This is a genomic window from Pseudomonas sp. HLG18 (assembly GCF_051903985.1).
GTDB classification, from domain to species: Bacteria; Pseudomonadota; Gammaproteobacteria; order Pseudomonadales; family Pseudomonadaceae; genus Aquipseudomonas; species Aquipseudomonas fluorescens_BT.
Genome location: NZ_CP195831.1, coordinates 229,887 through 255,931 on the forward strand (window position 1 = coordinate 229,887; position 26,045 = coordinate 255,931).

The following is a 26,045-nucleotide window of genomic DNA, read 5'->3' on the forward strand; positions in this document are numbered from 1 at the left end:
GGGGGTGTAGAGGCTGGGGGCGCAATAAAGCCGCTACGTTAGTGAGCAGGAGGGGGCCGCGCAAGCGGGGCAAGCGGTTATTTCTTCCCGCTCACGCAGATCGATAGCTTGCTTAGTCACAGGAGGTGATGCTTAAGTTCGGGAATTCAATAATCCCGCGTGAGAAGAATCGCCATGGAGCTCAAGGCCAACGCTGCACTGATCATCATCGACCAGCAAAAAGGCATTCTGGAGCCGCGTCTGGGGCGGCGGAATAATCCGTCGGCCGAAGAACGGATCCTCGATCTGCTGGGCTTTTGGCGGCGCAACGGGCGGCCGGTGATCCACGTGCAGCACCTGTCGCGCTCACCGGATTCGGTGTTCTGGCCCGAGCAGTCAGGCGTGGAATTTCAGGAAAGGTTTTTGCCGCAGGACGGGGAATGGCTGATCCAGAAACAGGTGCCGGACGCGTTTTGTGCAACAAAGCTTGAAGTGAAGTTGCGTGAAGCCGGGATCGGGCAATTGGTCATTGTCGGCGTGGCGACGAACAACTCGGTGGAGTCCACGGCGCGCACGGCGGGCAATCTGGGGTTTGATACGTGGGTAGCGGAGGATGCGTGCTTTACCTTCGACAAGGCCGACTATTTCGGCACGCCGCGTTCGGCTGAAGAGGTGCACGGGATGTCGCTGGGGAATCTGCACGGGGAGTATGCGACGGTGGTCAGTTCGGTGCGGATTCTGGCGGCTGGCTGAAAAGCCTTTGATGATTAGGCCGGCCCCCTTCGCGAGCAAGCCCGCTCCCACATTTGACTGCATTCCGTCAGAAGGAATGCGATCTACTGTAGGAGCGGGCTTGCTCGCGAAGGCGGTGTTTCAGGCGAAGAGATTCTTCGCCTGAAACATCAAGCGCCGTGGCACTTCTTGAATTTCTTGCCGTTGCCGCACGGGCAAGGGTCGTTGCGGCCGACGTCTTTCAGGGCATTGCGCACCGGTTCCTGGTGAGCGTGGCCGCAGTTCGGGCCGTGGACATGGCCATGGTCGTGATCATGGTGATGGTCATGATCGTGGTTGCAGTCTGGGCCATGGACATGAGGTTGCTGGGTCATCGGGGTCACTCCGTAATCAAATCGGCGGGGATTATCACGCCATTGCGTTCCAGGTGCACGTAGTGAGCGATGAATAAACCGGTTTCCATTTCGCCTTGCAGGCGGTAGGGAACCTGCTGGTGCGGATTCTTCAGCATTTTCACCACGTCCTTGACCTTCGGCCACAGGTTGGTGCGGATCGGCACCTTATAAAAAGCACTGCTTTTGGCGCCGACGGTGATCCAGTGTTCATGCTCGCCCTCGGCCAGCAGCATGTCAGCCAGATGTACGCGGTATTCCAGGCCGCGCACGGTCAGCTCGCTGTCATTGGGATTGTCGATGCGAAAGTGCAGGATGAATTTCTGTTCGAGCAGTTTGGCCCGCACCACTTCTACCTTCACCAGATGCACGGCAGGGTCGAGGGTGTCGTCGGCGAACCATGAGGCACAGCCGCCGAGCCCCAGAAACAGCAGCAGTGTGAAGGCTTTGAATATGCGCCATTGACCGACCATCGCAGAACTCCCTTTTGCGCCCAGTCTAGTCGCCGCTCACCCTACGCGCCGAAATACCCCGCGCAGCACTTCTTGAACTTCTGCCCGCTGGCGCAAGGGCAGGCATCGTTGCGCCCGACCTTGAGCGGTACGGTCGGGTCGATGAAGTACCAGCGCCCGCTGTTTTGTACGAACGAGGAGCGCTCGCGGTGACTGTGCTCACCCTGACTGTCATGCCAGCGGGCGGTGAAGGTGACGAAGGCGTGTTCCGGCTGGCCGCCGAAGACCTCCGAACTTTCCACGTTGAGGCCGAGCCAGGTGCTCGATGCACTCCAGTTGCTGATCGACTGGCGATCGAGCCCGGCCTGTTGGGCGGGCAGGGTGGTCGTCACCAGATAATCGATCAGGCCCAGCACGTAGGCGCTGTAGCGCGAACGCATCAGGGCTTCGGCGCACGGTGCCGGATGGCCGGCGTGATAATGGCCGCAGCAGGCATCCAGCAGGTTGCCGCTGCCGCAGGGGCAAATGGCTGTACTCATGGCATTACCACCAGTATTTCCCGAAGTTTTCCGGATTGGCCCAGAACCGAGAGTTGAGCCAGTCGGGGACTTGTTTGTAGTCAAGCAGATCATAGGTGAACAGCGTCAGCACCTGTTCATCCCGGGCAAAGCGTTCGCTGGCCTGAAGGGCGAGCGAATAGAAATCGGTTTCCTGCCAGCCGCTGGCCGTCAGGTCGGCCAGCACGGCGATGCGGCTGGCGTTGAGGTTGCGGATTCCGCCGAGCAGATTCAGGCCATCGCGCTTGGGCAAATGTTCCAGGCAATCCACCACCAGCGCCAGGTCGAAACGGCGCGCCGCCAGTTCTGCCGGCAACGCACCGGGCGCGGCGTGAGCGACGCAGGTATCCGGATGCGCGTCCTTGAAAGCGGCCAGCGCCGGAAATTCGCTGGCGCCGATCAGCAGCAGACGTGCCGGGGCGTAGCGGTCGAGCAGAGCGGCCAGTGCCTGCTGTGGCGTGCGGGAAGAAATCGCGACGTTCATCGAAGCTCCTCAATCAGAGCGCCAAGACTAGCCTGCCCGAGCGTCGAGGCCTAGATCTCTGTTCCGCGGGTTTGCGGCAAATGCCTCGAAGTCCTGTGAACACGCTCGCAAAGACCAGTGGCCTATTGCTGGCGGAGATTAAAACTCCGGTCTTTACTCCCTGAATCGGTTCTAAGCCGATCCCTCAGGAGAAAACTAGATGAGCATAGTTCGGACAGCATTACCCTTGGTTCTGCTAACCAGTGTGTTGACTGGTTGCGCAGGTTTGCAGAAAACCGACTGGCCGACCTGTGCGGCAGTCGGTGGTGTCGTCGGCGCGGGGCTCGGGGCGACGGAAAGCTCGGCCTGGGCCGGTTACGGCGCGTTGCTGGTCGGTGGCACGGCAGCGGCCTATTGCTGGGTGCACGGTGATGGCGATGAAGACGGCGATGGTGTGCCGGACAGTCGCGACAAGTGCCCGCACACGCCTCGCGGCACCAAGGTCGACGCAGACGGCTGCCCATTCCCGGCCCCTGCGCCAGTGGTTGAAGAGGCTGTAGTGGTCAAGGAAGAAACCATCGTCATCCGCGATGTGCACTTCCAGTTCGACAAGGCCAACCTGACGCCATCCGACAAGCAAGTACTCGACAAGGTCGCCACGCGCCTGAAACAGGAATCGTCCACGGCGCGTCTGACCGTGACTGGCCACACCGACAGCGTCGGCAGCGATGCCTACAACAAAAAACTGTCGGATCGTCGCGCGCACTCGGTGGTGGAATATCTGATTCAGCAAGGTGTGCCGCGCGCCAGCTTCGTTTCGGTGACCGGTGCCGGTGAAAGCCAGCCAGTGGCGGATAACAAAACCGCCGATGGCCGCGCGCTCAACCGTCGCACGGAAATCAAAATCGAGCGTTGACGCCCTCGCATCCGCGGCTTGTGCAGTCGCGGATGCGGGTCTTTACTCCTGTGTAACCGGTATGGGCCGGTAACACAGGAGCTTTCATATGAGTGTTCTCTCACGGTCCGTCTTACCGGTGCTGCTGGCAGGCAGCCTGTTGACCGGCTGCGCTACCCACAGCGATGGCACTGCCCCCCTCAATCAACGTACCTGGCCGATCTGCAGCGTCATTGGCGGACTGGTCGGCGGCGGTCTCGGCGCCATTGAAAACGGTGGCTGGGCCGCAGGCGGTGCGGCACTGGGTATCCTCACCGGCGGGCTGATCTGTTATGCCCAGGATGGCGACGAGGACGGCGATGGCGTGTTCGACCGCCGCGACCGTTGCCCTGACACCCCGGCCAACACCCCGGTCGACCACCGTGGCTGTCCGTTGCCGCAATACCCGGTCACTGAAAAACCGGCCGAACCGGCCCCGCAATCCGAAGTCATCACCCTGAGCGATGCTGGAAACGTGCTGTTCGCGTTCGACAAGTCTGACCTGACCCCGGCCGCGAAAAGCCAGCTCGATGCGCTGATGGACAAACTGCGCAATGCCGATGTGGTGAGCATCAAGGTGATCGGCCACACCGACAGCAAGGGGACCGATGCCTACAACCAGGCCCTTTCGGAGCGTCGTGCAAGCAGTGTGGCGGCCTATCTGTTGAGCCAGGGGCTGGCGCCGGAAAAACTCACCAGTGAAGGACGTGGCGAGCGCGAACCGGTTGCCGACAACGAAACCGAAGAGGGGCGCGCGCAAAACCGTCGCGTGGAGTTGCACATCAATCGCTAGGAATCTTCTGTAGTCCGCAGGTTAGAGCTGTCGGTCGACGATCATCGTCGGACCGGCAGCCATCCGACGAGTGCCCGGAACTTTTTTATTTGCCCCTCTGGCTTATCCCGTACGGAAGCCGTTACTGTGCGCCCAAAGAATAATTCGCAACACGGGGGAGCGTATGAAGGTGTTCTGTGGGCTGGGGCGATTGTTGACCCTGGTGTTCTGCTGCGTGGTACTGGCCAATCAGCTGGTGCCGTTTGTTCATCCGTTGCATCTGCTGGTCAATGTGGCTGGCGTCCTGCTGCTGGCCATCCACCTCCTTGAAGTGCTGCTGTGCAACGCCAGCCTCAAGGGTCGGCCGCACCCATGGCGTGATCGTGGCCGTGTTCTGCTGTTCGGCGTTTTCCACCTGCAAACCATCCCGGCCCCGGCCGCTCCGGAGGCTTCCCATGCGTAAACTTTGCCTGCTCGCTGCATTCATCAGTCCGCTGGCCTGTGCCCAGGTGGTCAGTGTCGAAGCCAACTCCCTGATGCGTCTGCCCAACACGGCCAGCACGCTGCAGGTGGAAAAACTGGTGGTCGCCGATTACGGCACTTTGCTGGTGCCATCGAACGTGACCGAATTGAGTGTCGGCGAATTGCAGTTGGGCCACGAGGCGCGTATTGCCATCGTCCCGGGCGATCAGGCGCTGGACATGAAAGTCATCCGCGCCCGGTTTGCCGACGGTAGCCGGATCACGGCGCGAGGCGCACCGGGCACTTATGAAAAGGCGGCCCGTGCCGGGCGTAACCTGAACCTGCAATTCAAGGCGCTGGAGGCTCCGCGGCTGATCGTCGATGCCCGTGGCGGCACCGGAGCGCCGGGTTTCGTCGGGCTTGACGGGGCTAACGGTCAGGAACCGGGCTGCACCTGGGGCCAGGCCGGGCATGGTTTCGACGGCAGTGATGGCAGCAACGGCCAGCCCGGTGCGCCGGGCGCGCTGGTGCGGCTGGAAGTGCCGCGGGAGTTTCCGGCGGAGCTGATCAAGGTCGACGTCGCCGGTGGTGCCGGCGGCGCGGCAGGGCCTGGTGGCAAACCGGGGGCCGGTGGCAAGTCCAAGGGCTGCCTGGTCTATCGCGCCGATGGCGGCAAGAGCGGCAAGCCGGGGGCTGACGGGCAGCCGGGGCCTGCGGGTGCGGCAGGTTCTGTGACGGTGCAGCGCCTGTAATCTGTCAACTGATCGCCCCCGCGCCGTGCGCGGGGGCGATCACAGTCAAATCATCGGCCGCGCAGCAGCCACGGCCACCAGCACCACCCCGACCAGCAGGTTGAACCCCACCACCTTGCGAATCCGACCCAGCACCGCCGCACCTGCCGGCCAATCCTTCGCCTGCACCGCCGTGCGCAGTTCCGGCAGCATCAGCCCCTGAACCCGGATGAACAGCGCGGTCATCACCACGTACAAGCCCATCATCACCTGAACGTACTTCGGCGCGGTCTCGAAGCCGATGTGCTGCAGATGCAACATGCCCACCCCGGTCACCGGCAACAGAATCACCGCTCCCCACACCCAGCGGAAAAAACCTTGAAACACTTCCACCCAGAGCGTCAGGCGCCCAGGCCCGTCCAGCGCCTTCACGGCCGCAGGGCGCAGCACTATCCAGGCGAAAAACATACCGCCGACCCACACCAGCGCGGCCAGTACATGGATGGGGTAAACGAGGCTAAAAGGTGTCATTGGGGTACTCCGATCTGCGCAGGATTGATTCGCGGGGTATGATAGCCCCCCATCCGAACCACTGAAAATTTATCCAGCGTTTTTAGCGCCCGACACTCAATGATCAGCACTGAACTCAAAACCACGATCCAGGGCGCCTACTCGCGTTTTCTAGAGGCCAAGAGCCTCAAGCCGCGTTACGGCCAGCGCCTGATGATCGCTGAAGTCGCCAAGGTCCTCGGGGATATCGACACCGACGACGAAGGCCGGCGCAGTGGCGACCCCGCGATTGTCGCGGTGGAAGCCGGCACCGGTACCGGCAAGACCGTGGCCTACAGCCTGGCGGCGATCCCGACGGCCAAACTGGCGGGCAAACGCCTGGTGATCGCTACCGCGACCGTCGCCCTGCAGGAGCAGATCGTCTACAAGGACTTGCCCGACCTCATGCGCAACAGCGGGCTGAATTTCAGCTTCGCCCTGGCCAAGGGCCGTGGCCGCTACATGTGCCTGTCCAAGCTCGACATGCTGCTGCAGGAAGGCCACGCACAGACCGCTACCGCACAGCTGTTCGAAGAAGAAGGCTTCAAGATCGAGGTCGATGAGGCCAGCCAGAAGCTCTTTACCAGCATGATCGAAAAGCTCGCCGGCAATAAATGGGACGGCGACCGCGACAGCTGGCCCAATGCGCTGGAAGACGCCGACTGGGCGCGCCTGACCACCGATCACAGTCAGTGCACCAACCGTCATTGCCCGAACTTCGGCCAGTGCGCCTTCTACAAGGCCCGCGAAGGCATGGGCAAGGTCGACGTGATCGTCACCAACCACGACATGGTGCTGGCCGACCTGGCGCTGGGCGGCGGGGCGGTTCTGCCGGATCCGCGCGACACCATTTATGTGTTCGACGAAGGCCATCACCTGCCGGACAAGGCCATCGGCCACTTCGCCCACTACACGCGCCTGCGCTCCACCGCCGACTGGCTGGAAACCACCGCCAAGAACCTCACCAAACTGCTGGCCCAGCATCCGTTGCCGGGGGACCTCGGCAAACTGATCGAGCAGGTGCCGGAGCTGGCGCGGGAGATCAAGACCCAGCAGCAATTCATGTTCACCGCCTGCGAACAGATCGCCGATTTCAAGCCCGGTGAAGATGTCGAAGGTCGCGAGCGCCCGCGCCATCGCTTCATTGGCGGGGTGATTCCCGAGCACATGCGCGAGATGGGTATCGAGCTGAAGAAAGGCTACTCACGTCTCAACGACCTGTTCACCCGTCTGACCGACCTGCTCAAGGAAGGCATGGATGGCGAGGTCAACATCGGCATCGCCAGCAACCAGGCCGAAGAGTGGTATCCACTGTTCGGCAGCCTGTTGTCCCGTGCATCCGGCAACTGGGAGCTGTGGACCGCGTTCACCGCCGAAGACCCGGAAGACAACCCGCCGATGGCCCGCTGGCTGACCCTCGCCGAAAGCGGTTCGCTGTTCGACATCGAGGTCAATGCCAGCCCGATTCTCGCCGCCGAAACCCTGCGCCGCAGCTTGTGGAATGTGGCTTACGGCTGTCTGGTAACCTCGGCGACGTTGACCGCGCTCGGCACGTTCGACCGTTTCCGCATGCGCGCCGGTCTGCCGAAAAAAGCCGTCACCGCCGTGGTGCCGAGTCCGTTCCATCATGCCGATGCCGGTGTGTTGCGGGTGCCGGACCTGAAGGCCGACCCGCGTGATGCCGCCGCCCACACCGCCGCGATCATCCGTGATCTGCCGGAACTGGTCGAAGGCTCTCGCGGCAGTCTGGTGCTGTTCTCTTCGCGCAAACAGATGCAGGACGTGTTCGACGGCCTCGACCGCGACTGGCGCAAGCAAGTGTTCATTCAAGGCAACCTGTCGAAACAGGAAACCCTGAACAAGCACAAGGCGCGGGTCGATGGCGGTGATTCCAGCGTGCTGTTCGGCCTCGCCAGTTTTGCCGAAGGGGTGGACTTGCCGGGGGCCTATTGCGAACACGTGGTGATTGCCAAGATTCCATTCTCGGTGCCGGACGATCCGGTCGAGGCCGCACTGTCGGAATGGATCGAAGCCCGGGGCGGCAATCCGTTCATGGAAATCTCGGTGCCCGATGCCTCGCTGAAGCTGGTTCAGGCCTGTGGTCGTCTGCTGCGCACCGAGGAAGACCGCGGCACCATCACCTTGCTGGATCGGCGACTGGTCACCCAGCGCTACGGCAAGGCGATCCTCAATGCGTTGCCGCCTTTCCGTCGTGAAATATCCTGAGACATCGGTGGGCAGTTTTGCCCGCCGCGTTGTCTATCTCTCTGTCATTGCTTTTCCATTGGCCCATGCGGGTCGTTAGGGAGAATTCCGTTCTCATGATTCGTCGTTCGTTGCCTGCCATTTTTGCCCTGGTTTTCGCTGCGCCTTTGCTGGCGGCGCCTGCCGGCCAGCAGACCCTGTTCAATTTTGTCCGCCCCGCCGATGTGGTGAAAGTGGCGACCGAAAACGCCGACCTGCCGCAAGCCAACGCCGAGCAGACCCCCGAAGGCGAAGTGCTGCGCCGAGTGACGTTCAATCCGACGGCCCGCCCGACCTTGCGTCTGTCCCCACAGACCGGCGCCTGGGACTGGTCGCAGTCCGGCATGATGAGCCTGCGCATCCAGAGCGCGATGAACTGGGCGGTGACCGTTTACGTACAAATCCAGAGCAACGACGGCAAGACCCTGGTCAGCCGCGTCGATCTGCCGGCCGGCCCGGCGCAGACCTTGCTCGTGCCGTTGACCGCGACCTCGCCGCTGAGCCAGGGCATGAAGGCTGGCCCGTTGATGCCGATGACGGTCGACGGGCAGCGCATTCTGCTGGCCAGCAGCTCCGGTGAGCTGGATCGCAGCCAGGTGGTATCCGTCAGCCTGTCGATGGATCAGCCGAAAGCCGCGCAAAGTCTGTTGCTGGAGCGTTTCGGCGTGCAGGACGAGGGCGATGTGATCAAGGCCGCCTACGGCAATCTGGTGGACGCCTACGGCCAGTCGACCCGCAACAAGTGGCCGGAGAAAGTCGCCAATGACGAACAGCTGAAATCCGCCGCGGCCAAGGAACAGCAACAGCTGAAAACCTGGTTGGCCGAGCGCGAAAAGTCGTCGCTGGACACATTCGGTGGTTTGAAGAAGGGGCCTGCGTTCAAGGCCAGCGGCTTCTTCCGCACCGAAAAACTCGACGGTCGCTGGTATCTGGTGACGCCTGAGGGGCATCCGTTCTATTCCCTGGGCGTGAACACGGTCAGCCCCGAGGTCAACCAGACCTACGTGGCTGGCCGCGAGTACATGTTCGAGTCCCTGCCCAAACCCGACGAGCCACTGGCCCGTCACTTCGGTGAAGGCGACAACCGTGGCGGCAACGGAGCCGATCAGGGCCGTGGCTACGGCAACGGACGCTGGTATGACTTCTATGGTGCCAACCTGCAGCGCCTGTACGGCGAACCTTGCGTGACCCCGGCGGCGACTGAGCCTGCGCCTGCTGCGCCATGCAAGGCCGCCATCGACGAGCAGAAGTGGACCGGCCATACCCTCGACCGTTTGCAGGCGTGGGGCTTCAACACCGTCGGCAACTGGAGCGCACCGCAACTGGGCGACGCCGAGCGTGTGCCTTACACCTTGCCGCTGTCGATCGTCGGCGATTACACCAGCATCAGTACCGGTAACGACTGGTGGGGCGGCATGCCTGACCCGTTCGATCCGCGTTTCGCCATGGCCACCGAACGCGCCGTGGCGATTGCCGCCCGCGATCACCGTGATGATCCGTGGCTGATCGGCTATTTTGCCGACAACGAACTGGCCTGGGCCGGTCCCGGTGATGATCCGAAGTCGCGTTATGCGCTGGCTTACGGCACGTTGAAAATGACCACCGACGTACCCGCCAAGCGTGCGTTTCTCAAGCAATTGCGCGACAAATACCGCAATCAGGCCGGGCTGTCGAAAGCCTGGGGTATCGATCTGCCGGCGTGGGAATTGATGGAAGACCCTGGTTTCGAAGCGCCGCTGCCGAATCCGGAACACCCGGAAATCGAGGCTGACTTCAAATACTTCCAGAAAGTCTTCGCCGACACCTACTTCAAGACCATTTCCGATTCGCTGAAATGGCACGCGCCGAACCAGTTGCTGCTGGGCGGTCGCTTCGCCATCAGCACGCCGGAAGCCGTGGCCTCCTGTGCGCAGTATTGCGACGTGCTGAGCTTTAACATGTACACCCTGAAACCGCAGGACGGTTATGACTTCGCCGCGCTGCGCAGCCTCGACAAACCGGTGCTGATCACCGAGTTCAACTTCGGCTCCACCGATCGCGGCCCGTTCTGGGGCGGCGTGACGCCGTTGAGCAAGGAAGAAGACCGTGGTCCGGCGTATGCCAACTTCCTCAAGCAGGCGCTGAGCGAACCGTCGATTGTCGGCGTGCACTGGTTCCAGTACCTCGACCAACCGGTGACCGGTCGCCTGCTTGATGGCGAAAACGGCCACTTCGGTCTGGTCGGCGTGACTGATCTGCCATACCAGGGCTTCGTCGAAACGGTGCGCAAGAGCAATCTGGCGACCCTCGATCAGCTCGGGAAAGCAGCCGAGAAAGCCGCGGCGGCAGCGGACAAGGTCGACCACGAGACCGAAGGCGGCCGCAAGGGCGAGGCCGGCAAAGGCCCGGGGCAGGGCGCCGGTCATACCGGCGGGCACTCCGGAAACGGTCATTAAGGCAGGACCGCCCGGCCCGCCGCTGTTCCCAAATCCCTCAAGGGCTGGAACAATGCGGGCCACTTTGTAGAGCGTTTTCGCGGGGGAGTTGCGGGTGCAGATTCAGGGACATTACGAGCTTCAATTCGAAGCGGTGCGCGAAGCTTTCGCGGCACTGTTCGACGATCCCCAGGAGCGTGGCGCCGCGTTGTGCATCCGGGTCGGCGGGGAAACCGTCCTCGACCTCTGGGCCGGCACCGCCGACAAGGACGGCAGCGAAGCCTGGCACAGCGACACCATCGCCAACCTGTTCTCCTGCACCAAGACCTTCACCGCGGTCACTGCGCTGCAACTGGTGGCCGAAGGCAAGTTACAACTCGATGCGCCGGTCGCCCGCTATTGGCCGGAGTTCGCCGCGGCCGGCAAGGAATCCGTGACCCTGCGCCAATTGCTCTGCCATCAGGCCGGTCTGCCGGCCCTGCGCGAACTGTTGGCCCCTGAAGCCTTGTATGACTGGCAGACCATGGTCGACGCCCTCGCGGCCGAAGCACCATGGTGGACGCCGGGCACCGGTCACGGTTATGCCGCCATCACTTACGGCTGGCTGATCGGCGAGTTGCTGCGCCGGGCCGATGGTCGCGGGCCGGGTGAATCCATTGTGGCGCGGGTCGCCAGACCGCTTGGGCTGGATTTCCATGTCGGCCTGGCCGACGAGGAGTTCTACCGCGTCGCGCATATCGCCCGTGGCAAAGGCAATGTCGGCGATGCCGCCGCCCAGCGCCTGTTGCAAGTGACCATGCGTGAGCCGACCGCGATGACCACCCGCGCCTTCACCAATCCGCCGTCGGTGCTCACCAGCACCAACAAACCGGAATGGCGGCGCATGCAGCAACCGGCGGCCAACGGCCACGGCAATGCGCGCAGTCTGGCCGGGTTCTATGCCGGTCTGCTCGACGGCAGCCTGCTGGAAAGCGAAATGCTCGACGAACTGACCCGGGAACACAGCCTCGGCGAGGACAAGACCTTGCTGACCCGCACCCGTTTCGGTCTCGGTTGCATGCTCGACCAACCTGATGTACCAAACGCCACTTACGGCCTCGGCCCGCGGGCGTTCGGTCATCCAGGCGCGGGCGGTTCCATCGGTTTTGCTGATCCGGAGCACGATGTGGCCTTCGGTTTTGTGACAAATACCCTGGGGCCGTACGTCTTGATGGATCCGCGCGCGCAGAAGCTGGCGCGGGTACTTGCCACTTGTCTGTAAAGCGTTACCAGAGGATCCAGGGCCGGAACCTCATACGGTTTTTCGATTCAAAGCGTCTGTTTATCCGGGCGAAAGTCCTCTGATTGTCCATTACTAATTTTTGTGGGTTTCCAATGTCGTCCAAACAAACTCTCGCTCTGGCCCTGTGTTTCGCGATTACCGGTTGTGCACAGACTCCGAAGAATGACGCCGATGGCGGCAGCTGGTGGCCGTTCGGCTCGTCCGACAAGGTCGCGGCCAAGGAGCCGACGCCTGCACCCGCACCTGCACCGGTAAAGCCAGCCGCTACTGCACCGCTCGCCAAGACCGAGAGCAGCAGCCACTGGTACTGGCCGTTCGGCTCCGACGATTCGGCAGACAAGGCCAAAGCCGACGTGAAGCCCGAAGTAAAAACGGAGACCAAGCCTGCCGTTGTCGCCAAGGCCGATGCCGATACCGGCAGCAAGTGGTGGTGGCCGTTCGGCGGCAAGTCTCAGGACACCGCCAAAGCTGTGCCGATGCCCGACCCGAAAGTGACCCAGGCCTGGCTCGACGACTACGAGCCACGCCTGCGTGACGCGATCAAGGGCAGCAACCTGCAATTCGAGCGCCGTGAAAACGTCCTCGTGGTGATCGCGCCGGTTGAAGGTTCGTTCAACCCGAAACGCCCGGCCATGCTGTTGCCGGTGACCCTGAGTCCGTTCACCAATATCGCCAAGATCCTCGAAGCTGACCCGAAAACTGCTGTGCTGGTACTGGGTCACAGCGACAATACCGGTGCAGCACCGGACAACACCAAACTCAGCCAGGAGCGTGCCCAGTCGGTGGCGGCGATCTTCCGTCTGAGTGGCCTGCAGCGTGATCGTCTGATGTTGCGCGGCATGGGCTCCGAGGCACCGCGTGCCGCCAACGACAGTGTTGAAGGTCGCGCCCTGAACCGTCGCGTCGAACTGCTGGTGACCCCGCAGAACACCATGGTTGCGCTGCTGAGCAAGTACAACATGCCAGCACCGAAGCCGGTGACCATGGTTGCCGCTCAGGACGTCAAGCCAGTCGCCAAGCCTGTAACCCCGGCACCTGCTGCGAAGAAAGCCGCTGTCCCTGCCACCAAAAAAGCACCGGCCAAGAAGGCCGCAGCCAAGGCGCCAGCGAAGAAGACCCCGGCGAAGAAAACCGCTCCAGCCAAAGCCGCCGCAACCGACAAGAAAGTCGCTGCGACCGATGCGGCAAAACAGTGATCCGCTAACGAAAAGGAATGCGCCATGACCCAGGCTCTGGCAGATATGCGTCGTGATTACACCCGGGATGGCCTGACCGAGGCGCAAGCCCCGGTCGAGCCTTTTGCGCTGTTCCACCAGTGGTTCGCCGACGCGGTGAAAACCGAGCAGGCGCCAGTGGAGGCCAACGCCATGACCCTGGCCACGGTCGATGCGGACGGGCGTCCGCACTGCCGCATTCTGCTGCTCAAGGGTCTGGACGAGCAGGGCTTCACCTTCTTCACCAACTACGAAAGTGCCAAAGGTCAGCATCTGGCCGCGAATCCGTTCGCGGCCATGACGTTCTTCTGGCCGACCCTGGAGCGCCAGGTGCGCATCGAAGGGCGGGTGGTGAAGGTCACGCCGCAAGAGTCCAACGCCTATTATCAGGTGCGACCTTTGGGCAGCCGACTGGGCGCCTGGGCTTCACCGCAGAGCCGGGTGATCAATGGCCGGGGGGAACTGGAAGAATTGCTCAAGGCTACCGAGCAGCGCTTCACCGACACCCAGCCCGATTGCCCGGAACACTGGGGCGGTTACCGTTTGCTCCCGGAGCGCATCGAGTTCTGGCAGGGGCGCGCCAGCCGCCTGCACGATCGCCTCAACTACCGTTTGCAGGGCGCCGACTGGATTCTTGAACGTCTGGCACCTTAAGCAGTCTACCGAGCGGGATAGCCTGCCGCAGCGGCCTCAAGCCACTTCGGCAGGTCCCGACGCCTGATCTTCTGCGATCGGGCTTGCGCCAGCCGTTCGAGCATGTAGGCGCGTTTGCCTTCATCCTTGCCGGCCAGCGACAATGCCAGATCGCGGTCCATCCAGCGTTTGATCCGCACGTACAACCACCAGTGGAAGTACAAACCGGCGACGGTTGTGACGACGATGATGAAGTAATCCATGAAAATCCTTGGGGTCGGCGGCGCAAGCTATGTATTTTGGCGCTACTGTTGGGTGAGTTCGTGGAGGCCCTGTACCGGACCTGAATGAAACCAAATTTATCCGGGCGGCGCCGTGACAGGCGTCAAGCTGCGGAGTTTAATAAATACCTGTCCTTTGGAGTTGATCCTATGCGTAAGTCTGTTCTGCTGGTTGCTTCCTTTTCCACGATGGCGATGTTGCTTACCGGCTGCCAATCGAGCCTGACCGGTGACTCCTACTCCCGTGACGAAGCGCGTCGCGTGCAGACGATTCGCATGGGCACCATCGAATCCCTGCGTCCGGTGAAAATCGAAGGCACCAAGACCCCGATCGGCGGCGCAGCCGGTGCAGTGGTCGGCGGTGTCGGCGGCAGCGCCATCGGCGGTGGTCGTGGCAGCATCGTGGCAGCCGTTATCGGTGCCGTGGCCGGCGGCCTGATCGGTTCCGCCACCGAAGAAGGCCTGACCCGTACTCAAGGTGTTGAAATCACCGTGCGCGAAGACGACGGCAGCATGCGCGCCTACGTGCAGCAAGTGCAGGAGAATGAAGTGTTCCGCGTCGGTGAGCGCGTGCGGATTTCGACTGTTGGCGGGACCAGCCGCGTTTCGCACTAAGCGGGAAAGAGCGGTAAAGGAAAACCCCGATCAGGTGACTGGTCGGGGTTTTTTGTTTGGTGTTTACCAGTGATCGCAGTAGTCGAAGGGAACTTGGTAGTCATACAAATTTAAATTGATGGCATGACTGAAATGAGTTTGAAGAATACTTACCCAGTCGTTGGTAACGTTAAATCCACCGTTGTTTATGTTGTTTTCTATTGGAATGCCCAGCGCCTCGATCACGGAGCCATCGTCACCGAAGTCTTTCGATAACTCTTCTCCGACGCCGTGACTAGTTTCTTTGTCATACCAATCGAGGCTGATTTTCAAACCCACAAGTTTCTCCTAGAACTCTCGCGACGTAGAGTGTTTTTATACATTGCATGTCAATTGGAAGTAAAAATCCGGATTCACAATTGAACTGCCTATAAGCTTTTCGATCGCTTGTATGTGCTGGGGACTTAAATCGTAACCTTCCCAGCCGTGTTGCTCCTTGGTCCAACCCATGATGGCTTTTATCTGCTCGTCACATCCCGCAGGCAACTCAATTACGAAAGCCTGGAAGTCTGTTTTTTTGTCAAAAGCTTCTACTAAAAATCTCAAGGTTCAGCCTTCACTGCAAAGTCCCATGCAGTACATCAAGTCGTTCCTGAAGGGGGAGCCAATGATTTTCATCGCCGCTCTGGCTTGTGTTTCGGTTAATTCATGCTCGCCCATCGGGACGTCTTTTAAGGATGACCATCCCATAACGTTAAGAATATCCAGCTCTAAAGCTTGTGGTACGGTTTTCTGATACTGCAATGAATTGTCCGGGTTCGGTTCAGGGAAAAAGCCAGTAAGGGCGATAAAAATCATAGTTGAACTCTCATTTGTTATTTTGTTGAGGTGCGTCGTTTAGATCTTGCTTTGCCAGTTTTTTCGCCTGTGTGTATATCGAACTCACCGAGATGGTCTCCTTCCCAGTTGTAAACCTCGACGGCTCCGTGTTGATAGTCCCACTCGTAAATGCGTTTCTTGCTTTCCCAGCGCTTGCGATGGCTTTTTTTACGAACGAGTACAGCATCGGGAAAGGCCGGTAGAACGTCCGGTGGAACATGATAGACATGATCCCCAGAAACCGGACGTGCAACCACTATGTACAGCGGCCGAACTCCAGAATCCGCCGGAAACACCAAAATGAAATCCCGATACTCCGGCGGATAAACCGGGTTCACCAGAATCCCGTCCGCCGCTTTCGTCGGTGGGTACACCCAGATATGCGGTGCCTGCGGAGCGGCTTCCAGCGTGGGGATGCCGAGGATGTCGGAGCCGTCCACGGCAGGCGTCCAGATCAGCTCGATGCCTTCGCCGAGGTCTGCGACAAAGCGGTTACCGCGTGCGGTGAACTGCGCGACATCGACCATTTCCCAGTCGCGGTTCTTGCCGGTGTAGAAGCCGTAACCCTTGAGGCTGCCGTCGGCCTGTTGTTCGACATGCAAGCGCACGCGGGTTCGAGCCTGCTTGAGGGCAAGCAACTGGTCTTCGGTATAGAGCGCGCTGTCGCCCAGGTTCGATGGCATGAACATCGCCACCAGCCCGACCAGCGGGGTGATGACGGCAGTGGAGGCCATCGCGGGCAATGCCTTGAATGCTTCACCCGCAAGGGCGAAGGTGCCCAGTCCTGCCGGGATGGCGGTGCCGCTGATTTTCTTGAGTGGAACGCCGCCGCTGTCATCGGCTTCTCGGCCGCCGAGCAGGATCAGATCGCCGTAATCTTTAAGGCTGTCGGTGGGGACCATTCCCGAAGGATTCGAGTAATCGATGATCGCGTCCGGCAATTTGCAGGACTTGGCAAACACACAGCCGGCACGCACCGGCTCGGGTTTATTCGCAGCAACCTCGCGGCTGCGCTCGAAGGCCTCCTGCCGCGCCAGCATGGCGTCGTACTTGTTTTGTCGCTCGTCCTGATCGGCCAGTTCGGTGGCCGTCATGTAGCGGTAGGTGACGTGATGCCCGTCGCCTGCCGGTGGGTTGGGAACCCGGGGAATGTCCTTTTGACCAGCCACTGATTGTCCTTTCGTTCATGCATCGACAGCCCCTAGAAAGGGGCTGCACGACGTTAACGAAGCAGGAAAATCGTGGCTGTAGGACGCGTCTCTAAAGACGTGGAGATTGTTCGCTACGGCGATCCATGGCGTATCAGGAAGGCAGCGCGGTGTTCTTTCTGCTTGCCGCCAACGTCACCGCATAACCGATCAATGCCGCGAACACCGAGCCGGTGAGAATGCCCATCCGGTCCATCCCGGCGTATTCACTGGCACCCGGCACGAAGGCGAGGGAGCCGACAAACAGGCTCATGGTGAAGCCGATCCCGCACAGGATCGCCACGCCCAGCACCTGACCCCAGTTGGCGTTCTGGGGCAGGGCGGCGATGCCGGTTTTCACGGCAAGCCAGGTCAGACCGAATACACCGACAGTCTTGCCCAGCAACAGGCCGACGGCGATGCCCATCGGCACGTGGTGGGTGAAGCTTTCGGCGGTAACGCCGGTCAGCGACAGGCCGGCATTGGCAAAGGCGAACAGCGGCAGGATGCCGTAGGCCACCCATGGGTGCAGGGCGTGTTCGAGGGTCAGCAGCGGCGAAGGCTCGGCGTTTTTGGTGCGCAGGGGGATGCAGAACGCGAGGGTCACGCCGGCCAGCGTCGCGTGGACACCGCTCTTGAGCACGCAGACCCACAGGATCAGTCCAATGATCATGTACGGCCCGAGCTTGACCACCCCGAGCCGGTTCATCGCCACCAGCGCCGCAATGCACGCCGCCGCCAGACCCAGCGACAGGGTCGAGAGTTCGCCGGAATAGAAGATCGCGATGATCACGATGGCACCGAGGTCGTCGATGATCGCCAGGGTCATCAGGAACAGCTTCAGCGACACCGGCACCCGCTTGCCGAGCAAGGCCAGCACGCCGAGGGCGAAGGCGATGTCGGTGGCGGTGGGGATCGCCCAGCCATCGAGGGCGGCCGGGTTGTCACGGTTGAGGAACCAGTAGATCAGCGCCGGCACCAGCATGCCGCCAATGGCCGCCGCGCCGGGCAGGACGATCTGCGACGGTTTCGACAGCTGGCCGTCGAGCACTTCGCGCTTCACTTCCAGGCCGATGAGCAGGAAGAACAGCGCCATCAGGCCGTCGTTGATCCACAGCAGCAGGGGTTTGGCGATTTTCAACGCGCCGATCTGCGCGACCACCGGGGTGTCGAGCAGGCCGGTGTACAGCCACGACAGCGGCGAGTTGTTGATGATTAGAGCCAGGATGGCCGCGGCGATCAGTAACAGACCGCTGGCAGCTTCCAACTGAAAGAAACGCGTGAAAGTGCTACGCAGAGGCAAGGTCGCTCTCCATCGATAAAGTCAAAAGGTGGGACACCCTAACCCGTACTGTTAGTTGTTAAAACAAAAGTTATATTCTTTTTTGTTATATATGGTTACAAGGCGCCTGCCAGACCTGCAGCAGAGCCTAGCAGTTGCCAAAGGTATTGAAGCTCAGCTGTATCTGTCAGTGCGGCAGGATTTTTCCTAAGCTTGGGGGCTGAGCCTGTGAAGGCACTTCTGCCCGATTCAACGAGAACAACAGCCATGAGCGACAACCGACAGTGGGCCCGCGAAGCCATCCGGATCATCGAGGCTGACTTTCAGCGCAGCGCCGACACGCACCTGATCCCCTTGCCGCTGCCGGGGTTCCCGGGTATCGATTTGTATTTCAAGGACGAGTCCAGCCATCCCACCGGCAGCCTCAAGCACCGTCTGGCCCGTTCGCTGTTTCTCTACGCCTTGTGTAACGGCTGGCTCAAGCCCGGCAAGCCGGTGATCGAGGCGTCCAGCGGTTCAACGGCGATTTCCGAAGCGTACTTTGCGCGGATGCTGGGGTTGCCGTTCATTGCGGTGATGCCGGCGACCACGTCCAAGGAGAAGATTGCCCAGATCGCGTTCTACGGTGGCCAGAGTCATCTAGTGGACGATCCAACCCAGATCTACGCCGAATCCGAACGCCTGGCCCGCGAGCACGACGGTCACTTCATCGACCAGTTCACCTACGCCGAGCGCGCCACCGACTGGCGGGCGAACAACAACATCGCCGAGTCGATCTTCCAGCAGATGCGCTACGAGCAGCACCCTTGCCCGGCCTGGCTGATTTCCAGCCCCGGCACCGGCGGCACCACCGCGACCCTCGGCCGTTACGTGCGCTATCGCCAGCACTGCACCCGCGTGCTGTGCGCCGATGCCGAGCGTTCGGTGTTCTTCGATTTTTACCAGACCGGTGATGCCAGCCTGCGTCTGGACCACGGTTCGCGGATCGAAGGCATCGGCCGGCCACGGGTGGAGGCGTCGTTCCTGCCGAAGGTGATCGATGCGATGGTCAAGGTGCCAGATGCCTTGTCGCTGGCGGCCATGCATTACCTGGCGCAGCGTCTGGGTCGGCATGTGGGTGGGTCGAGCGGCACCAACCTGATCGGCGCGCTGATGGCGGCGCAGCAGATGAAAGCGGCGGGGGAGTCGGGGTCGATCGTGGCGATTCTGTGCGATGGCGGCGAGCGCTACGCAGACACGTATTACGATCAGGCGTGGCTCAAGGCACAGGGCTATGAGCTGGAGGGATTGATGGCGGCTGTGGCAGCAAGTGCCGAGAAGGGTGAGGCGCTGCCAGCCTCGGTTCTGCGCGCCAATATCTGAGAGAAACGCACAAACCAATGTGGGAGCGAGCCTGCTCGCGATAGCGGTAGATTAATCAACATTTCTGTTGAATGTCAGTCCGCAATCGCGAGCAGGCTCGCTCCCACAGTTTTTTGCATTGTTTCAGGTATTGCGAATCAGTCTTTCAGGCCCAGGATGTCACGCGCCACAGCTTCGGCAATGCGAATCCCGTCAACGCCCGCCGACAGAATCCCGCCCGCATACCCCGCACCTTCACCGGCCGGGAACAGACCCTTCACGTTCATGCTCTGCAGCGATTCGTTACGCGTGATCCGCAGCGGCGACGAAGTCCGCGTCTCGATCCCGGTCAGCACCGCATCGTGCAGCGAATAGCCGCGAATCTGCTTCTCGAACGCAGGCAACGCCTCACGGATTGCCTCGATGGCAAAGTCCGGCAGCGCCAGGGCCAGATCCCCGAGTGCCACGCCCGGCTTGTACGAAGGTTCAACCTCGCCCAGCTCGGTGGACGGCGTGCCGTTGATGAAGTCGCCAACCAATTGCGCCGGCGCCTTGTAGTCACTGCCGCCGAGGATGAAGGCGTGGGATTCCAGACGCTCCTGCAACTCGATGCCAGCCAGCGGGCCGCCCGGGTAATCGACTTCCGGGGTGATGCCGACGACGATGCCGGAGTTCGCGTTGCGCTCGTTACGCGAGTACTGGCTCATGCCGTTGGTGACCACACGATTCGGCTCGGAGGTCGCAGCGACAACGGTGCCGCCCGGGCACATGCAGAAGCTGTAGACCGAACGGCCGTTTTTGGCGTGGTGTACCAGTTTGTAGTCGGCGGCTCCCAGCTTGGGGTGACCGGCATACTTGCCCAGCCGCGCACGGTCGATCAGCGATTGCGGGTGCTCGATGCGGAAACCCACCGAGAACGGCTTGGCTTCCATGAACACACCACGGCTGTGCAGCATGCGGAAGGTATCGCGGGCGCTGTGGCCCAGCGCCAGGATCACGTGTTTCGAATGCAGGGTTTCGCCGCTGGCCAGCTCGACGCCGACCAGTTGGCCGTCTTCGATCAGCACGTCGGTGACGCGCTCCTGGAAGCGTACTTCACCACCCAGGGCGCGAATCTCTTCGCGCATGGTCTCGACCATGCCGGTCAGGCGGAACGTACCGATGTGCGGCTTGCTGACGTAGAGGATTTCTTCCGGTGCGCCGGCCTTGACGAATTCGTGCAGCACCTTGCGGCCGAGAAACTTCGGGTCCTTGATCTGGCTGTACAGCTTGCCGTCGGAGAACGTGCCCGCGCCGCCCTCACCGAACTGCACGTTGGACTCGGGGTTGAGCACGCTTTTGCGCCACAGGCCCCAGGTGTCTTTGGTGCGCTGGCGCACTTCGGTGCCACGTTCGAGGATGATCGGCTTGAAGCCCATCTGGGCCAGCAGCAGGCCGGCGAAGATCCCGCACGGACCGAAGCCGACCACGATCGGGCGCTGGCTCAGGTCGCTTGGCGCCTGGCCGACGAATTTGTAGCTGACATCCGGCGCCACGTTGACGTTGCGGTCATCGGCGAACTTGGCCAGTACCTTGGCCTCGTCGCGCACTTCGAGGTCGATGGTGTAGATGAAGCACAGTTCGGAGGACTTTTTGCGCGCATCGTAGCTGCGCTTGAACAAGGTGAAATCGAGCAGCTCATCGCTGGCAATGCCCAGGCGCTGCACGATGGCGGCGCGCAGGTCTTCGTCGGGATGGTCGATCGGCAGCTTGAGTTCAGTGATTCGTAACATGACAGGATCCGGTTCGCGGGGCGCACAACTGCGCCAGGGCGTTTGAAGGCGGCGATTATAAGCCGCAACGGCCGGATCCCGTGAGGGTTAAACGATCAGTCGTTGCGCGAACCGCCGAAATACCCGCAACCGCGCTGCACCTTGCCGTCGATACGCAGTTCGGCGCTCATGTGCTGCACGCTGCCGGTGTTGCTGTCGACGCACCGCTGCGGCGCCACCCACAGCTCGATGCGCTGGTTGTTGGCTTCGCTGCTGAGGTTGAAACGACCGTCGCCCAACTGTTCTTCGACGTAAGGCACTGCCAGCGGTGGTTGACCTTCGCGGTCGATGACCATGCCTTTGCCGCTGACCTTGACGTTCCATTCCGGGCCATGGCCGGCGGCGCGCAGGATCATTTGTTTGAAGTTAGGGTCGTCACAGGCAGTGCCGGAACGTTCGACGCGGTACAACTGGGTCAGGTCGAGACGATCACCGGCGATCTTGCCGCGTACGTCGGCGAAGAGCTTGCCCTGTTGATCGGCCAGGGTGGCGGCCTCCTGCAGGACGCTGGTGCCGCCGACGTCGTTGATCACGTACTGGCGCTGCTCGCCGCAGGCCTGGAACACCAGTTTGCCGTCGGCCGCGGTCAGTTGTCCCTGCATCCGCGTCTGGCCGACGTGGGAGGCGCTTGTCCGCGCACCGTCGAACAACTGGCACGCGGCAAACAGAGGGAGCAGGGCAACAACGATCAAGGAACGGGCAACACGCATCTTCGGCTCTCCAGACAAGTGCCGTCACGTTACGCAGGCTGACCGTTCATCACAAGGGTTTAGCCCACGTGAAATGTCTGACCTGTCTGCAAGCCTTCGACACTTTTGGCGTAGGCCAATGCCACATCCGCTGCGGGAACCGGCTTGTAGCCGCGGAAGTACGGGGCGTAGCTGCCCATGGCTTCCACCAGAACGGTCGGGCTGATCGAGTTCACGCGCAGGCCGCGTGGCAGCTCGATAGCGGCGGCGCGGACGAAGCTGTCCAGCGCGCCGTTCACCAGTGCAGCCGAGGCACCGCTGCGGATCGGGTCGTGGCTGAGCACGCCGGTGGTGAAGGTGAACGATGCACCGTCGTTGGCAAATTCGCGACCGATCAGCAGCAGATTGACCTGGCCCATCAGTTTGTCTTTCAGGCCGAGGGCGAAGCTGGCTTCGGTCATGTCACTCAGCGGGGCGAAGGTCACGTTGCCGGCGGCGCACACCAGCGCGTCGAACTTGCCGGTCTGTTCGAACAGCTTGCGGATCGACGCGCTGTCGCTGATGTCCACCTGGAAATCGCCGCTGCTGCGGCCGATGCGAATGACTTCGTGACGCTGTGACAGTTCTTTGTCCACCGCCGAACCGATGGTGCCGCCGGCGCCGATCAACAGAATTTTCATCGTACTTGCCTCAAGTGATTGAACGAGCTTTCAGTCTAGAGTGGTTTTTTTCGCTGATAAGCGCGCTAATGGGCAACCTTTGGTTTTCAAATGGAAACAATCCATGAGCGAGATCGATGATCTGGCGGCGTTCGCGGTTTTGATTGAGGCCGGCAGTTTTACCTTGGCGGCGCAGCAACTGGGGTGCAGCAAGGGGCAGTTGTCCAAGCGCATCAGTCAGCTGGAGGCGCAGTTTTCCGTGGTGTTGCTGCAACGCACCACGCGTCGGTTGAACCTGACAGCAGCCGGCGCGGCGTTGTTGCCGCAGGCCCAGGCGCTTGTCGTCCAGGTCGAAAGAGCGCGTCAGGCATTGGCACGTTTGAAGGACGACATGGCAGGTCCCGTACGTATGACCGTGCCGGTGTCGCTGGGGGAAACCTTCTTCGACGGTCTGGTGCTGGAATTTTCGCAGAAATACCCCGAAGTGCAGATCGAACTGGAGCTGAACAACAGTTACCGTGACCTGTCCCGCGACGGTTTCGATCTGGCGATCCGCACTGAAGTGGCCAACGACGAGCGACTGGTGGCCAAGCCTTTGCTGGCCTGGCAGGAAATGACCTGCGCCAGTCCGGCCTACCTTGAACGTTTCGGCGAACCGCTTTCGCCACAGGCGCTGACCGAACATCGTTGCCTGCTCAACAGTCACTACGGCGGCCGCGAAGAGTGGCTGTACCACCAGCAGCACGAGCTGTTGCGGGTACGGGTGTCGGGGCCATTCGCCAGCAATCATTACAGCCTGCTGAAAAAGGCCGCACTCGCTGGCGCCGGCATCGCTCGACTGCCGTCCTATCTGTTGCAGACGGAATTGGCTGACGGCCGATTGCGCTGGCTCCTTCGGGATTTTCAGACCCGGCGCATGCCGATGTATCTGGTGCATCCGTATCAGGGCGGGCTGCCGAGGCGTACTCAAGTGCTGGCGGACTATCTGATCGACTGGTTCAAGCGCAGCGGCGAGGCCCTGGACCGTCTTCAGCGGTAACGTCGTGCGATCAGATGATCGATCGACAATTTGCCCGGTCCGGTGGTCATCAGGTACAGCAACACTGCCGCCCAGGTGCCGTGAGTCGGGTAAGCGTCGGGATATACGAACAGCTCGATGACCAGCGTCATGCCCAGCAATGCCAGCGCTGAAAACCGGGTAGCGAAACCGACGAGGATCAGGATCGGGAAAAAGTGTTCGGCGAACGCCGCCATGTACGCGGCGATTTCCGGTGACAGCAGCGGCACGTGGTATTCGCTCTGGAACAGCGGAATCGTCGAGTCCGCCAGATGTGGCCAGCCAATCTGGAACGTGCCGTCGATCAGGTCGATGGCCAGGCCCTCGACCTTGGTCTGCCCGGATTTCCAGAACACTGCGGCGATGGAGAAACGGGCGATGAAGGCGATCAGGCTGTGCGGGATTTTTTCCAGCAGCGCAATGGCGCGGGCAGTGAGGCTGTTCATGGCAAAACCTTGTGATGTAAATGGGTGATGGCCTGGCGACTGATCAACAGGGCGAGGGTCTGGCCGAGATCGAAGGCGTCTGCGGATGCCAGCGCCTGGGTAAGTGAAAGGCCGGCCTTGAGCTGGCGAATGAACTGGCTGATGCCGAGATCCACGTTGAATACCTCGACCTCCAGCCCGTTGCGCAGGATCAGCGCGTGCTGGGCCTGATTCAGATCGATGCCGGCCAGGGTCGCGTCGTGCTGATGCGCGGCCCAGATGTCCACCACGGCGAAGTTTGAATCGAGCAGATACAGCGAAGGATGCAGGCCGATCCGCAGTTCGTTCAGCCCATCGGCATCTGCAAATACAGTGGCGATCCGCTCCTGACTCAGAGGCAACGCATCGGCCGCGTGATAGGCCAGCGTGCGCAGGCGTTCCAGTCTTGCCACGTCGTCCAGATAGGGAACGCTCGCGGCAGGTTCGAACCCGCTGATGAAGTCCGCCAGCTCACTGCCGTAGTCGCTCATCAAAGGACTGTGGGGCGGATGGCTTTGCACAAAAACTCCGGCCATGGCCCGAAAGAACTCGTCACCCACCAACTGCATCACCACGGGATAACTGTCGGCCAATGCATTGATCAGCGAACCCTGCACGTTGTTGCGGTGCACCGCGAAACGACTGGCCGGATCGGCGCCGTTGGCACTGCACAAACCGTCGGGGCAGGGCAGGTCGGTATCGAGCAACGCTGCGCTGAATGCGGCTTGAGTGCTCATGGCCGAGCTCCCGCGCACAGCAACAGCTCATCGGCCTGCTGCGCTTCGGCCATCAGCACATCGAAGGCCGGCACCTGATTGTCCCGTTCGATCAGCGTCGCCACCGGGCCGACGCGCTCCAGCGCCTTGCGGTACAGCGACCAGACGGCCTGATCGATCGGTGCGCCGTGATCGTCGATCAGCAAGCGATCACCGAGGCTGTCGGCATCTTCGGCAAACCCCGCCAGATGGATCTCGCCAACTGCATGCAAAGGCAGTGCGTCGAGGTAGGCCAGGGGGTCGCGCTGATGATTGATGCATGAGACGTAGACGTTGTTCACGTCCAGCAACAGACCGCAGCCGCTGCGCCGAATGACTTCACGGATGAACTCCGCTTCGTCGATGGTCGAGCGCTCGAACGCCAGATAGGTCGCCGGATTCTCCAGCAACATCGGACGTTTGAGGGTGTTCTGTACCTGGTCGATGTGTTCGCAGACGCGGTTCAGCATCGGCGTGTCGTAAGCCAGGGGCAGCAGGTCATTGAGAAACACCGGGCCGTGAGTCGACCAGGCCAGGTGTTCGGAAAAGGCGTGGGGTTGATAACGCTCGATCAGCGTACTCAGGCGTTTGAGGTGCTGAACATCCAGCGGGCCCTCGGCACCGATAGACAGGCCGACGCCATGCAGCGACAGCGGATAAGCCTCGCGGATCAAACCCAGAAAATGATGAAACGGGCCGCCGGCCACCATGTAGTTTTCGGCGTGGACTTCGAAGAAACCGATGTCCGGAAGAGAACCGAGCACTTCACGAAAGTGCCCGGTCTTGAGCCCCAGCCCGGCGCGAGGCGGGAGCCCGGTGAGGGCTGCCCGAGTGCGGGGGGAGGCATGGTCGCAGGATGTGATCATGATCGACACTCGGGCAGCCTCCGGATCAGGACTTGGCCTTGAAGGCTTCCATCTGACCGAAACCGGTCGGCGAGGTTTTGCTTTCGGTGGTGGCGCAGGTGCCTTTTGGAACGAACTTCCAGGCGTTGCCCTGGTAATCCATTTTCGCCGTGCCTGCGCAGGTGGTGCCGGCGCCGGCGGCGCAGTCGTTATGACCTTTCATGGCCACGCCGAAGCATTTTTCCATGTTGCTGTTGTCGGCCGCTTGAACGGTCGAAACAGCGGCCATGCTCAGGGCGGAACCAAGGGCCAGAACCAGGGCGGTGGCGGACAGGGTGCGGGTGGTAGCAGTCATGATGTTTCTCCGGTTTCAACTTGGGTTGGAACAAGC

At 61.3% G+C, this 26,045-nt stretch carries 31 protein-coding genes; 13 read left to right on the plus strand and 18 right to left on the minus strand.

Annotation, left to right across the window (positions count from 1 at the left end; translation table 11 throughout):
• The first annotated feature begins 174 nt into the window (after positions 1-174).
• Complete coding sequence (locus ACSPX5_RS01110; RefSeq protein ID WP_169429137.1) at positions 175-732, plus strand: cysteine hydrolase family protein; 558 nt, start codon at positions 175-177, stop codon at positions 730-732.
• A gap of 149 nt (positions 733-881) precedes the next feature.
• Here ACSPX5_RS01110 and ACSPX5_RS01115 read toward each other — a convergent pair whose 3' ends face one another.
• The 4 genes from ACSPX5_RS01115 to ACSPX5_RS01130 are packed head-to-tail and all read right to left on the minus strand — an operon-like array spanning position 882 to position 2,596.
• Positions 882-1,085, minus strand: a complete 204-nt coding sequence (locus ACSPX5_RS01115; protein WP_003198420.1) for an SEC-C metal-binding domain-containing protein — start codon at positions 1,083-1,085, stop codon at positions 882-884.
• A 5-nt stretch (positions 1,086-1,090) separates the two neighbouring features.
• Complete coding sequence (locus ACSPX5_RS01120) at positions 1,091-1,576, minus strand: LEA type 2 family protein (protein ID WP_169429138.1); 486 nt, start codon at positions 1,574-1,576, stop codon at positions 1,091-1,093.
• 41 nt (positions 1,577-1,617) lie between these two features.
• Positions 1,618-2,094, minus strand: a complete 477-nt coding sequence (locus tag ACSPX5_RS01125; RefSeq protein WP_169429139.1) for a YchJ family protein — start codon at positions 2,092-2,094, stop codon at positions 1,618-1,620.
• Between the two features lie 4 nt (positions 2,095-2,098).
• On the minus strand, positions 2,099-2,596 hold the full coding sequence (locus ACSPX5_RS01130) for a DUF6231 family protein (RefSeq protein WP_323159896.1): 498 nt from the start codon (positions 2,594-2,596) through the stop codon (positions 2,099-2,101).
• Positions 2,597-2,795: 199 nt separating this feature from the next.
• On the opposite strand from ACSPX5_RS01130, the gene ACSPX5_RS01135 reads away from it, so the two are divergent.
• From ACSPX5_RS01135 to ACSPX5_RS01150, 4 genes are all read left to right on the plus strand, one after another.
• Entirely contained in the window at positions 2,796-3,491 is a 696-nt protein-coding gene (locus ACSPX5_RS01135) for an OmpA family protein (RefSeq protein WP_207866671.1), read from the plus strand.
• An 88-nt stretch (positions 3,492-3,579) separates the two neighbouring features.
• Positions 3,580-4,302: an OmpA family protein gene (locus ACSPX5_RS01140; protein ID WP_134825708.1), complete on the plus strand. Its 723-nt coding sequence runs from the start codon at positions 3,580-3,582 to the stop codon at positions 4,300-4,302.
• Between the two features lie 163 nt (positions 4,303-4,465).
• On the plus strand, positions 4,466-4,744 hold the full coding sequence (locus ACSPX5_RS01145) for a DUF1145 domain-containing protein (protein ID WP_134825709.1): 279 nt from the start codon (positions 4,466-4,468) through the stop codon (positions 4,742-4,744).
• Complete coding sequence (locus tag ACSPX5_RS01150; protein ID WP_169429143.1) at positions 4,737-5,495, plus strand: collagen-like protein; 759 nt, start codon at positions 4,737-4,739, stop codon at positions 5,493-5,495. The genes ACSPX5_RS01145 and ACSPX5_RS01150 overlap by 8 nt, the downstream gene beginning before the upstream one ends.
• A 45-nt stretch (positions 5,496-5,540) precedes the next feature.
• Here the strand turns inward: ACSPX5_RS01150 and ACSPX5_RS01155 are convergent, their stop codons facing one another.
• Entirely contained in the window at positions 5,541-6,005 is a 465-nt protein-coding gene (locus ACSPX5_RS01155; RefSeq protein WP_169429144.1) for a CopD family protein, read from the minus strand.
• Positions 6,006-6,104: 99 nt separating this feature from the next.
• Between ACSPX5_RS01155 and dinG the strand changes: the two genes are divergently transcribed.
• The 5 genes from dinG to pdxH all read left to right on the plus strand — a co-directional run bounded on the left by dinG (position 6,105) and on the right by pdxH (position 13,831).
• Positions 6,105-8,249, plus strand: coding sequence for an ATP-dependent DNA helicase DinG (dinG, locus tag ACSPX5_RS01160; RefSeq protein WP_169429145.1), 2,145 nt, complete (start codon positions 6,105-6,107; stop codon positions 8,247-8,249).
• Positions 8,250-8,344: 95 nt separating this feature from the next.
• Positions 8,345-10,702, plus strand: coding sequence for a beta-galactosidase (locus ACSPX5_RS01165; RefSeq protein ID WP_207866669.1), 2,358 nt, complete (start codon positions 8,345-8,347; stop codon positions 10,700-10,702).
• Between the two features lie 94 nt (positions 10,703-10,796).
• Positions 10,797-11,942: a serine hydrolase domain-containing protein gene (locus tag ACSPX5_RS01170; protein ID WP_323159893.1), complete on the plus strand. Its 1,146-nt coding sequence runs from the start codon at positions 10,797-10,799 to the stop codon at positions 11,940-11,942.
• A gap of 113 nt (positions 11,943-12,055) precedes the next feature.
• On the plus strand, positions 12,056-13,159 hold the full coding sequence (locus ACSPX5_RS01175) for an OmpA family protein (protein WP_323159892.1): 1,104 nt from the start codon (positions 12,056-12,058) through the stop codon (positions 13,157-13,159).
• Positions 13,160-13,183: 24 nt separating this feature from the next.
• Positions 13,184-13,831: a pyridoxamine 5'-phosphate oxidase gene (gene pdxH, locus ACSPX5_RS01180; protein WP_169429149.1), complete on the plus strand. Its 648-nt coding sequence runs from the start codon at positions 13,184-13,186 to the stop codon at positions 13,829-13,831.
• A gap of 5 nt (positions 13,832-13,836) precedes the next feature.
• On the opposite strand, the gene ACSPX5_RS01185 is transcribed toward pdxH, so the two are convergent.
• Positions 13,837-14,073 (minus strand): hypothetical protein, encoded by a 237-nt coding sequence (locus ACSPX5_RS01185; RefSeq protein WP_085712943.1) that lies wholly within the window; start codon positions 14,071-14,073, stop codon positions 13,837-13,839.
• A 168-nt stretch (positions 14,074-14,241) separates the two neighbouring features.
• Between ACSPX5_RS01185 and ACSPX5_RS01190 the strand changes: the two genes are divergently transcribed.
• Positions 14,242-14,706 (plus strand): glycine zipper 2TM domain-containing protein, encoded by a 465-nt coding sequence (locus ACSPX5_RS01190; protein WP_024776354.1) that lies wholly within the window; start codon positions 14,242-14,244, stop codon positions 14,704-14,706.
• A 63-nt stretch (positions 14,707-14,769) separates the two neighbouring features.
• Here ACSPX5_RS01190 and ACSPX5_RS01195 read toward each other — a convergent pair whose 3' ends face one another.
• The 5 genes from ACSPX5_RS01195 to nhaA all read right to left on the minus strand — a co-directional run bounded on the left by ACSPX5_RS01195 (position 14,770) and on the right by nhaA (position 18,054).
• Positions 14,770-15,024: a colicin E3-like toxin immunity protein gene (locus ACSPX5_RS01195; protein WP_439820795.1), complete on the minus strand. Its 255-nt coding sequence runs from the start codon at positions 15,022-15,024 to the stop codon at positions 14,770-14,772.
• A 36-nt stretch (positions 15,025-15,060) separates the two neighbouring features.
• Positions 15,061-15,291, minus strand: a complete 231-nt coding sequence (locus ACSPX5_RS01200; RefSeq protein WP_439820796.1) for a DUF7683 domain-containing protein — start codon at positions 15,289-15,291, stop codon at positions 15,061-15,063.
• Between the two features lie 3 nt (positions 15,292-15,294).
• A complete protein-coding gene (locus ACSPX5_RS01205; protein WP_439820797.1) occupies positions 15,295-15,543 on the minus strand; it encodes a pyocin S6 family toxin immunity protein in 249 nt (82 codons plus the stop codon).
• A 17-nt stretch (positions 15,544-15,560) separates the two neighbouring features.
• On the minus strand, positions 15,561-16,733 hold the full coding sequence (locus tag ACSPX5_RS01210) for an S-type pyocin domain-containing protein (RefSeq protein ID WP_439820798.1): 1,173 nt from the start codon (positions 16,731-16,733) through the stop codon (positions 15,561-15,563).
• 133 nt (positions 16,734-16,866) lie between these two features.
• Positions 16,867-18,054, minus strand: coding sequence for a Na+/H+ antiporter NhaA (gene nhaA, locus ACSPX5_RS01215; RefSeq protein ID WP_169429153.1), 1,188 nt, complete (start codon positions 18,052-18,054; stop codon positions 16,867-16,869).
• 246 nt (positions 18,055-18,300) lie between these two features.
• Between nhaA and ACSPX5_RS01220 the strand changes: the two genes are divergently transcribed.
• Positions 18,301-19,395, plus strand: coding sequence for a PLP-dependent cysteine synthase family protein (locus tag ACSPX5_RS01220; protein ID WP_439820799.1), 1,095 nt, complete (start codon positions 18,301-18,303; stop codon positions 19,393-19,395).
• 137 nt (positions 19,396-19,532) lie between these two features.
• On the opposite strand, the gene ACSPX5_RS01225 is transcribed toward ACSPX5_RS01220, so the two are convergent.
• From ACSPX5_RS01225 to ACSPX5_RS01235, 3 genes are all read right to left on the minus strand, one after another.
• Positions 19,533-21,146 carry an NAD(P)/FAD-dependent oxidoreductase gene (locus tag ACSPX5_RS01225; protein WP_207866663.1) on the minus strand — a complete coding sequence of 538 codons (1,614 nt, stop codon included), beginning with the start codon at positions 21,144-21,146 and terminating at the stop codon, positions 19,533-19,535.
• 95 nt (positions 21,147-21,241) lie between these two features.
• A complete protein-coding gene (locus ACSPX5_RS01230; protein ID WP_169429156.1) occupies positions 21,242-21,895 on the minus strand; it encodes a COG3650 family protein in 654 nt (217 codons plus the stop codon).
• A gap of 59 nt (positions 21,896-21,954) precedes the next feature.
• Positions 21,955-22,554, minus strand: coding sequence for a short chain dehydrogenase (locus ACSPX5_RS01235; RefSeq protein ID WP_323159887.1), 600 nt, complete (start codon positions 22,552-22,554; stop codon positions 21,955-21,957).
• Between the two features lie 103 nt (positions 22,555-22,657).
• On the opposite strand from ACSPX5_RS01235, the gene ACSPX5_RS01240 reads away from it, so the two are divergent.
• On the plus strand, positions 22,658-23,572 hold the full coding sequence (locus tag ACSPX5_RS01240) for a LysR family transcriptional regulator (RefSeq protein ID WP_323159886.1): 915 nt from the start codon (positions 22,658-22,660) through the stop codon (positions 23,570-23,572).
• Here ACSPX5_RS01240 and ACSPX5_RS01245 read toward each other — a convergent pair.
• From ACSPX5_RS01245 to ACSPX5_RS01260, 4 genes are read right to left on the minus strand one after another with little or no spacing between them, the layout of a single operon-like run.
• Entirely contained in the window at positions 23,563-24,036 is a 474-nt protein-coding gene (locus ACSPX5_RS01245; protein WP_169429159.1) for a DoxX family protein, read from the minus strand. The two genes, ACSPX5_RS01240 and ACSPX5_RS01245, sit on opposite strands and share 10 nt — an antisense overlap.
• Entirely contained in the window at positions 24,033-24,791 is a 759-nt protein-coding gene (locus ACSPX5_RS01250) for an HvfC/BufC N-terminal domain-containing protein (protein WP_439820800.1), read from the minus strand. The genes ACSPX5_RS01245 and ACSPX5_RS01250 overlap by 4 nt, the downstream gene beginning before the upstream one ends.
• The gene (bufB, locus tag ACSPX5_RS01255; protein WP_439820801.1) at positions 24,788-25,675 is read right to left on the minus strand and encodes an MNIO family bufferin maturase; all 888 of its coding nucleotides are present in this window, start codon (positions 25,673-25,675) and stop codon (positions 24,788-24,790) included. The genes ACSPX5_RS01250 and bufB overlap by 4 nt, the downstream gene beginning before the upstream one ends.
• Positions 25,676-25,700: 25 nt before the next feature.
• A complete protein-coding gene (locus tag ACSPX5_RS01260; RefSeq protein WP_323159883.1) occupies positions 25,701-26,009 on the minus strand; it encodes a BufA1 family periplasmic bufferin-type metallophore in 309 nt (102 codons plus the stop codon).
• Between the last annotated feature and the right edge of the window lie 36 nt (positions 26,010-26,045).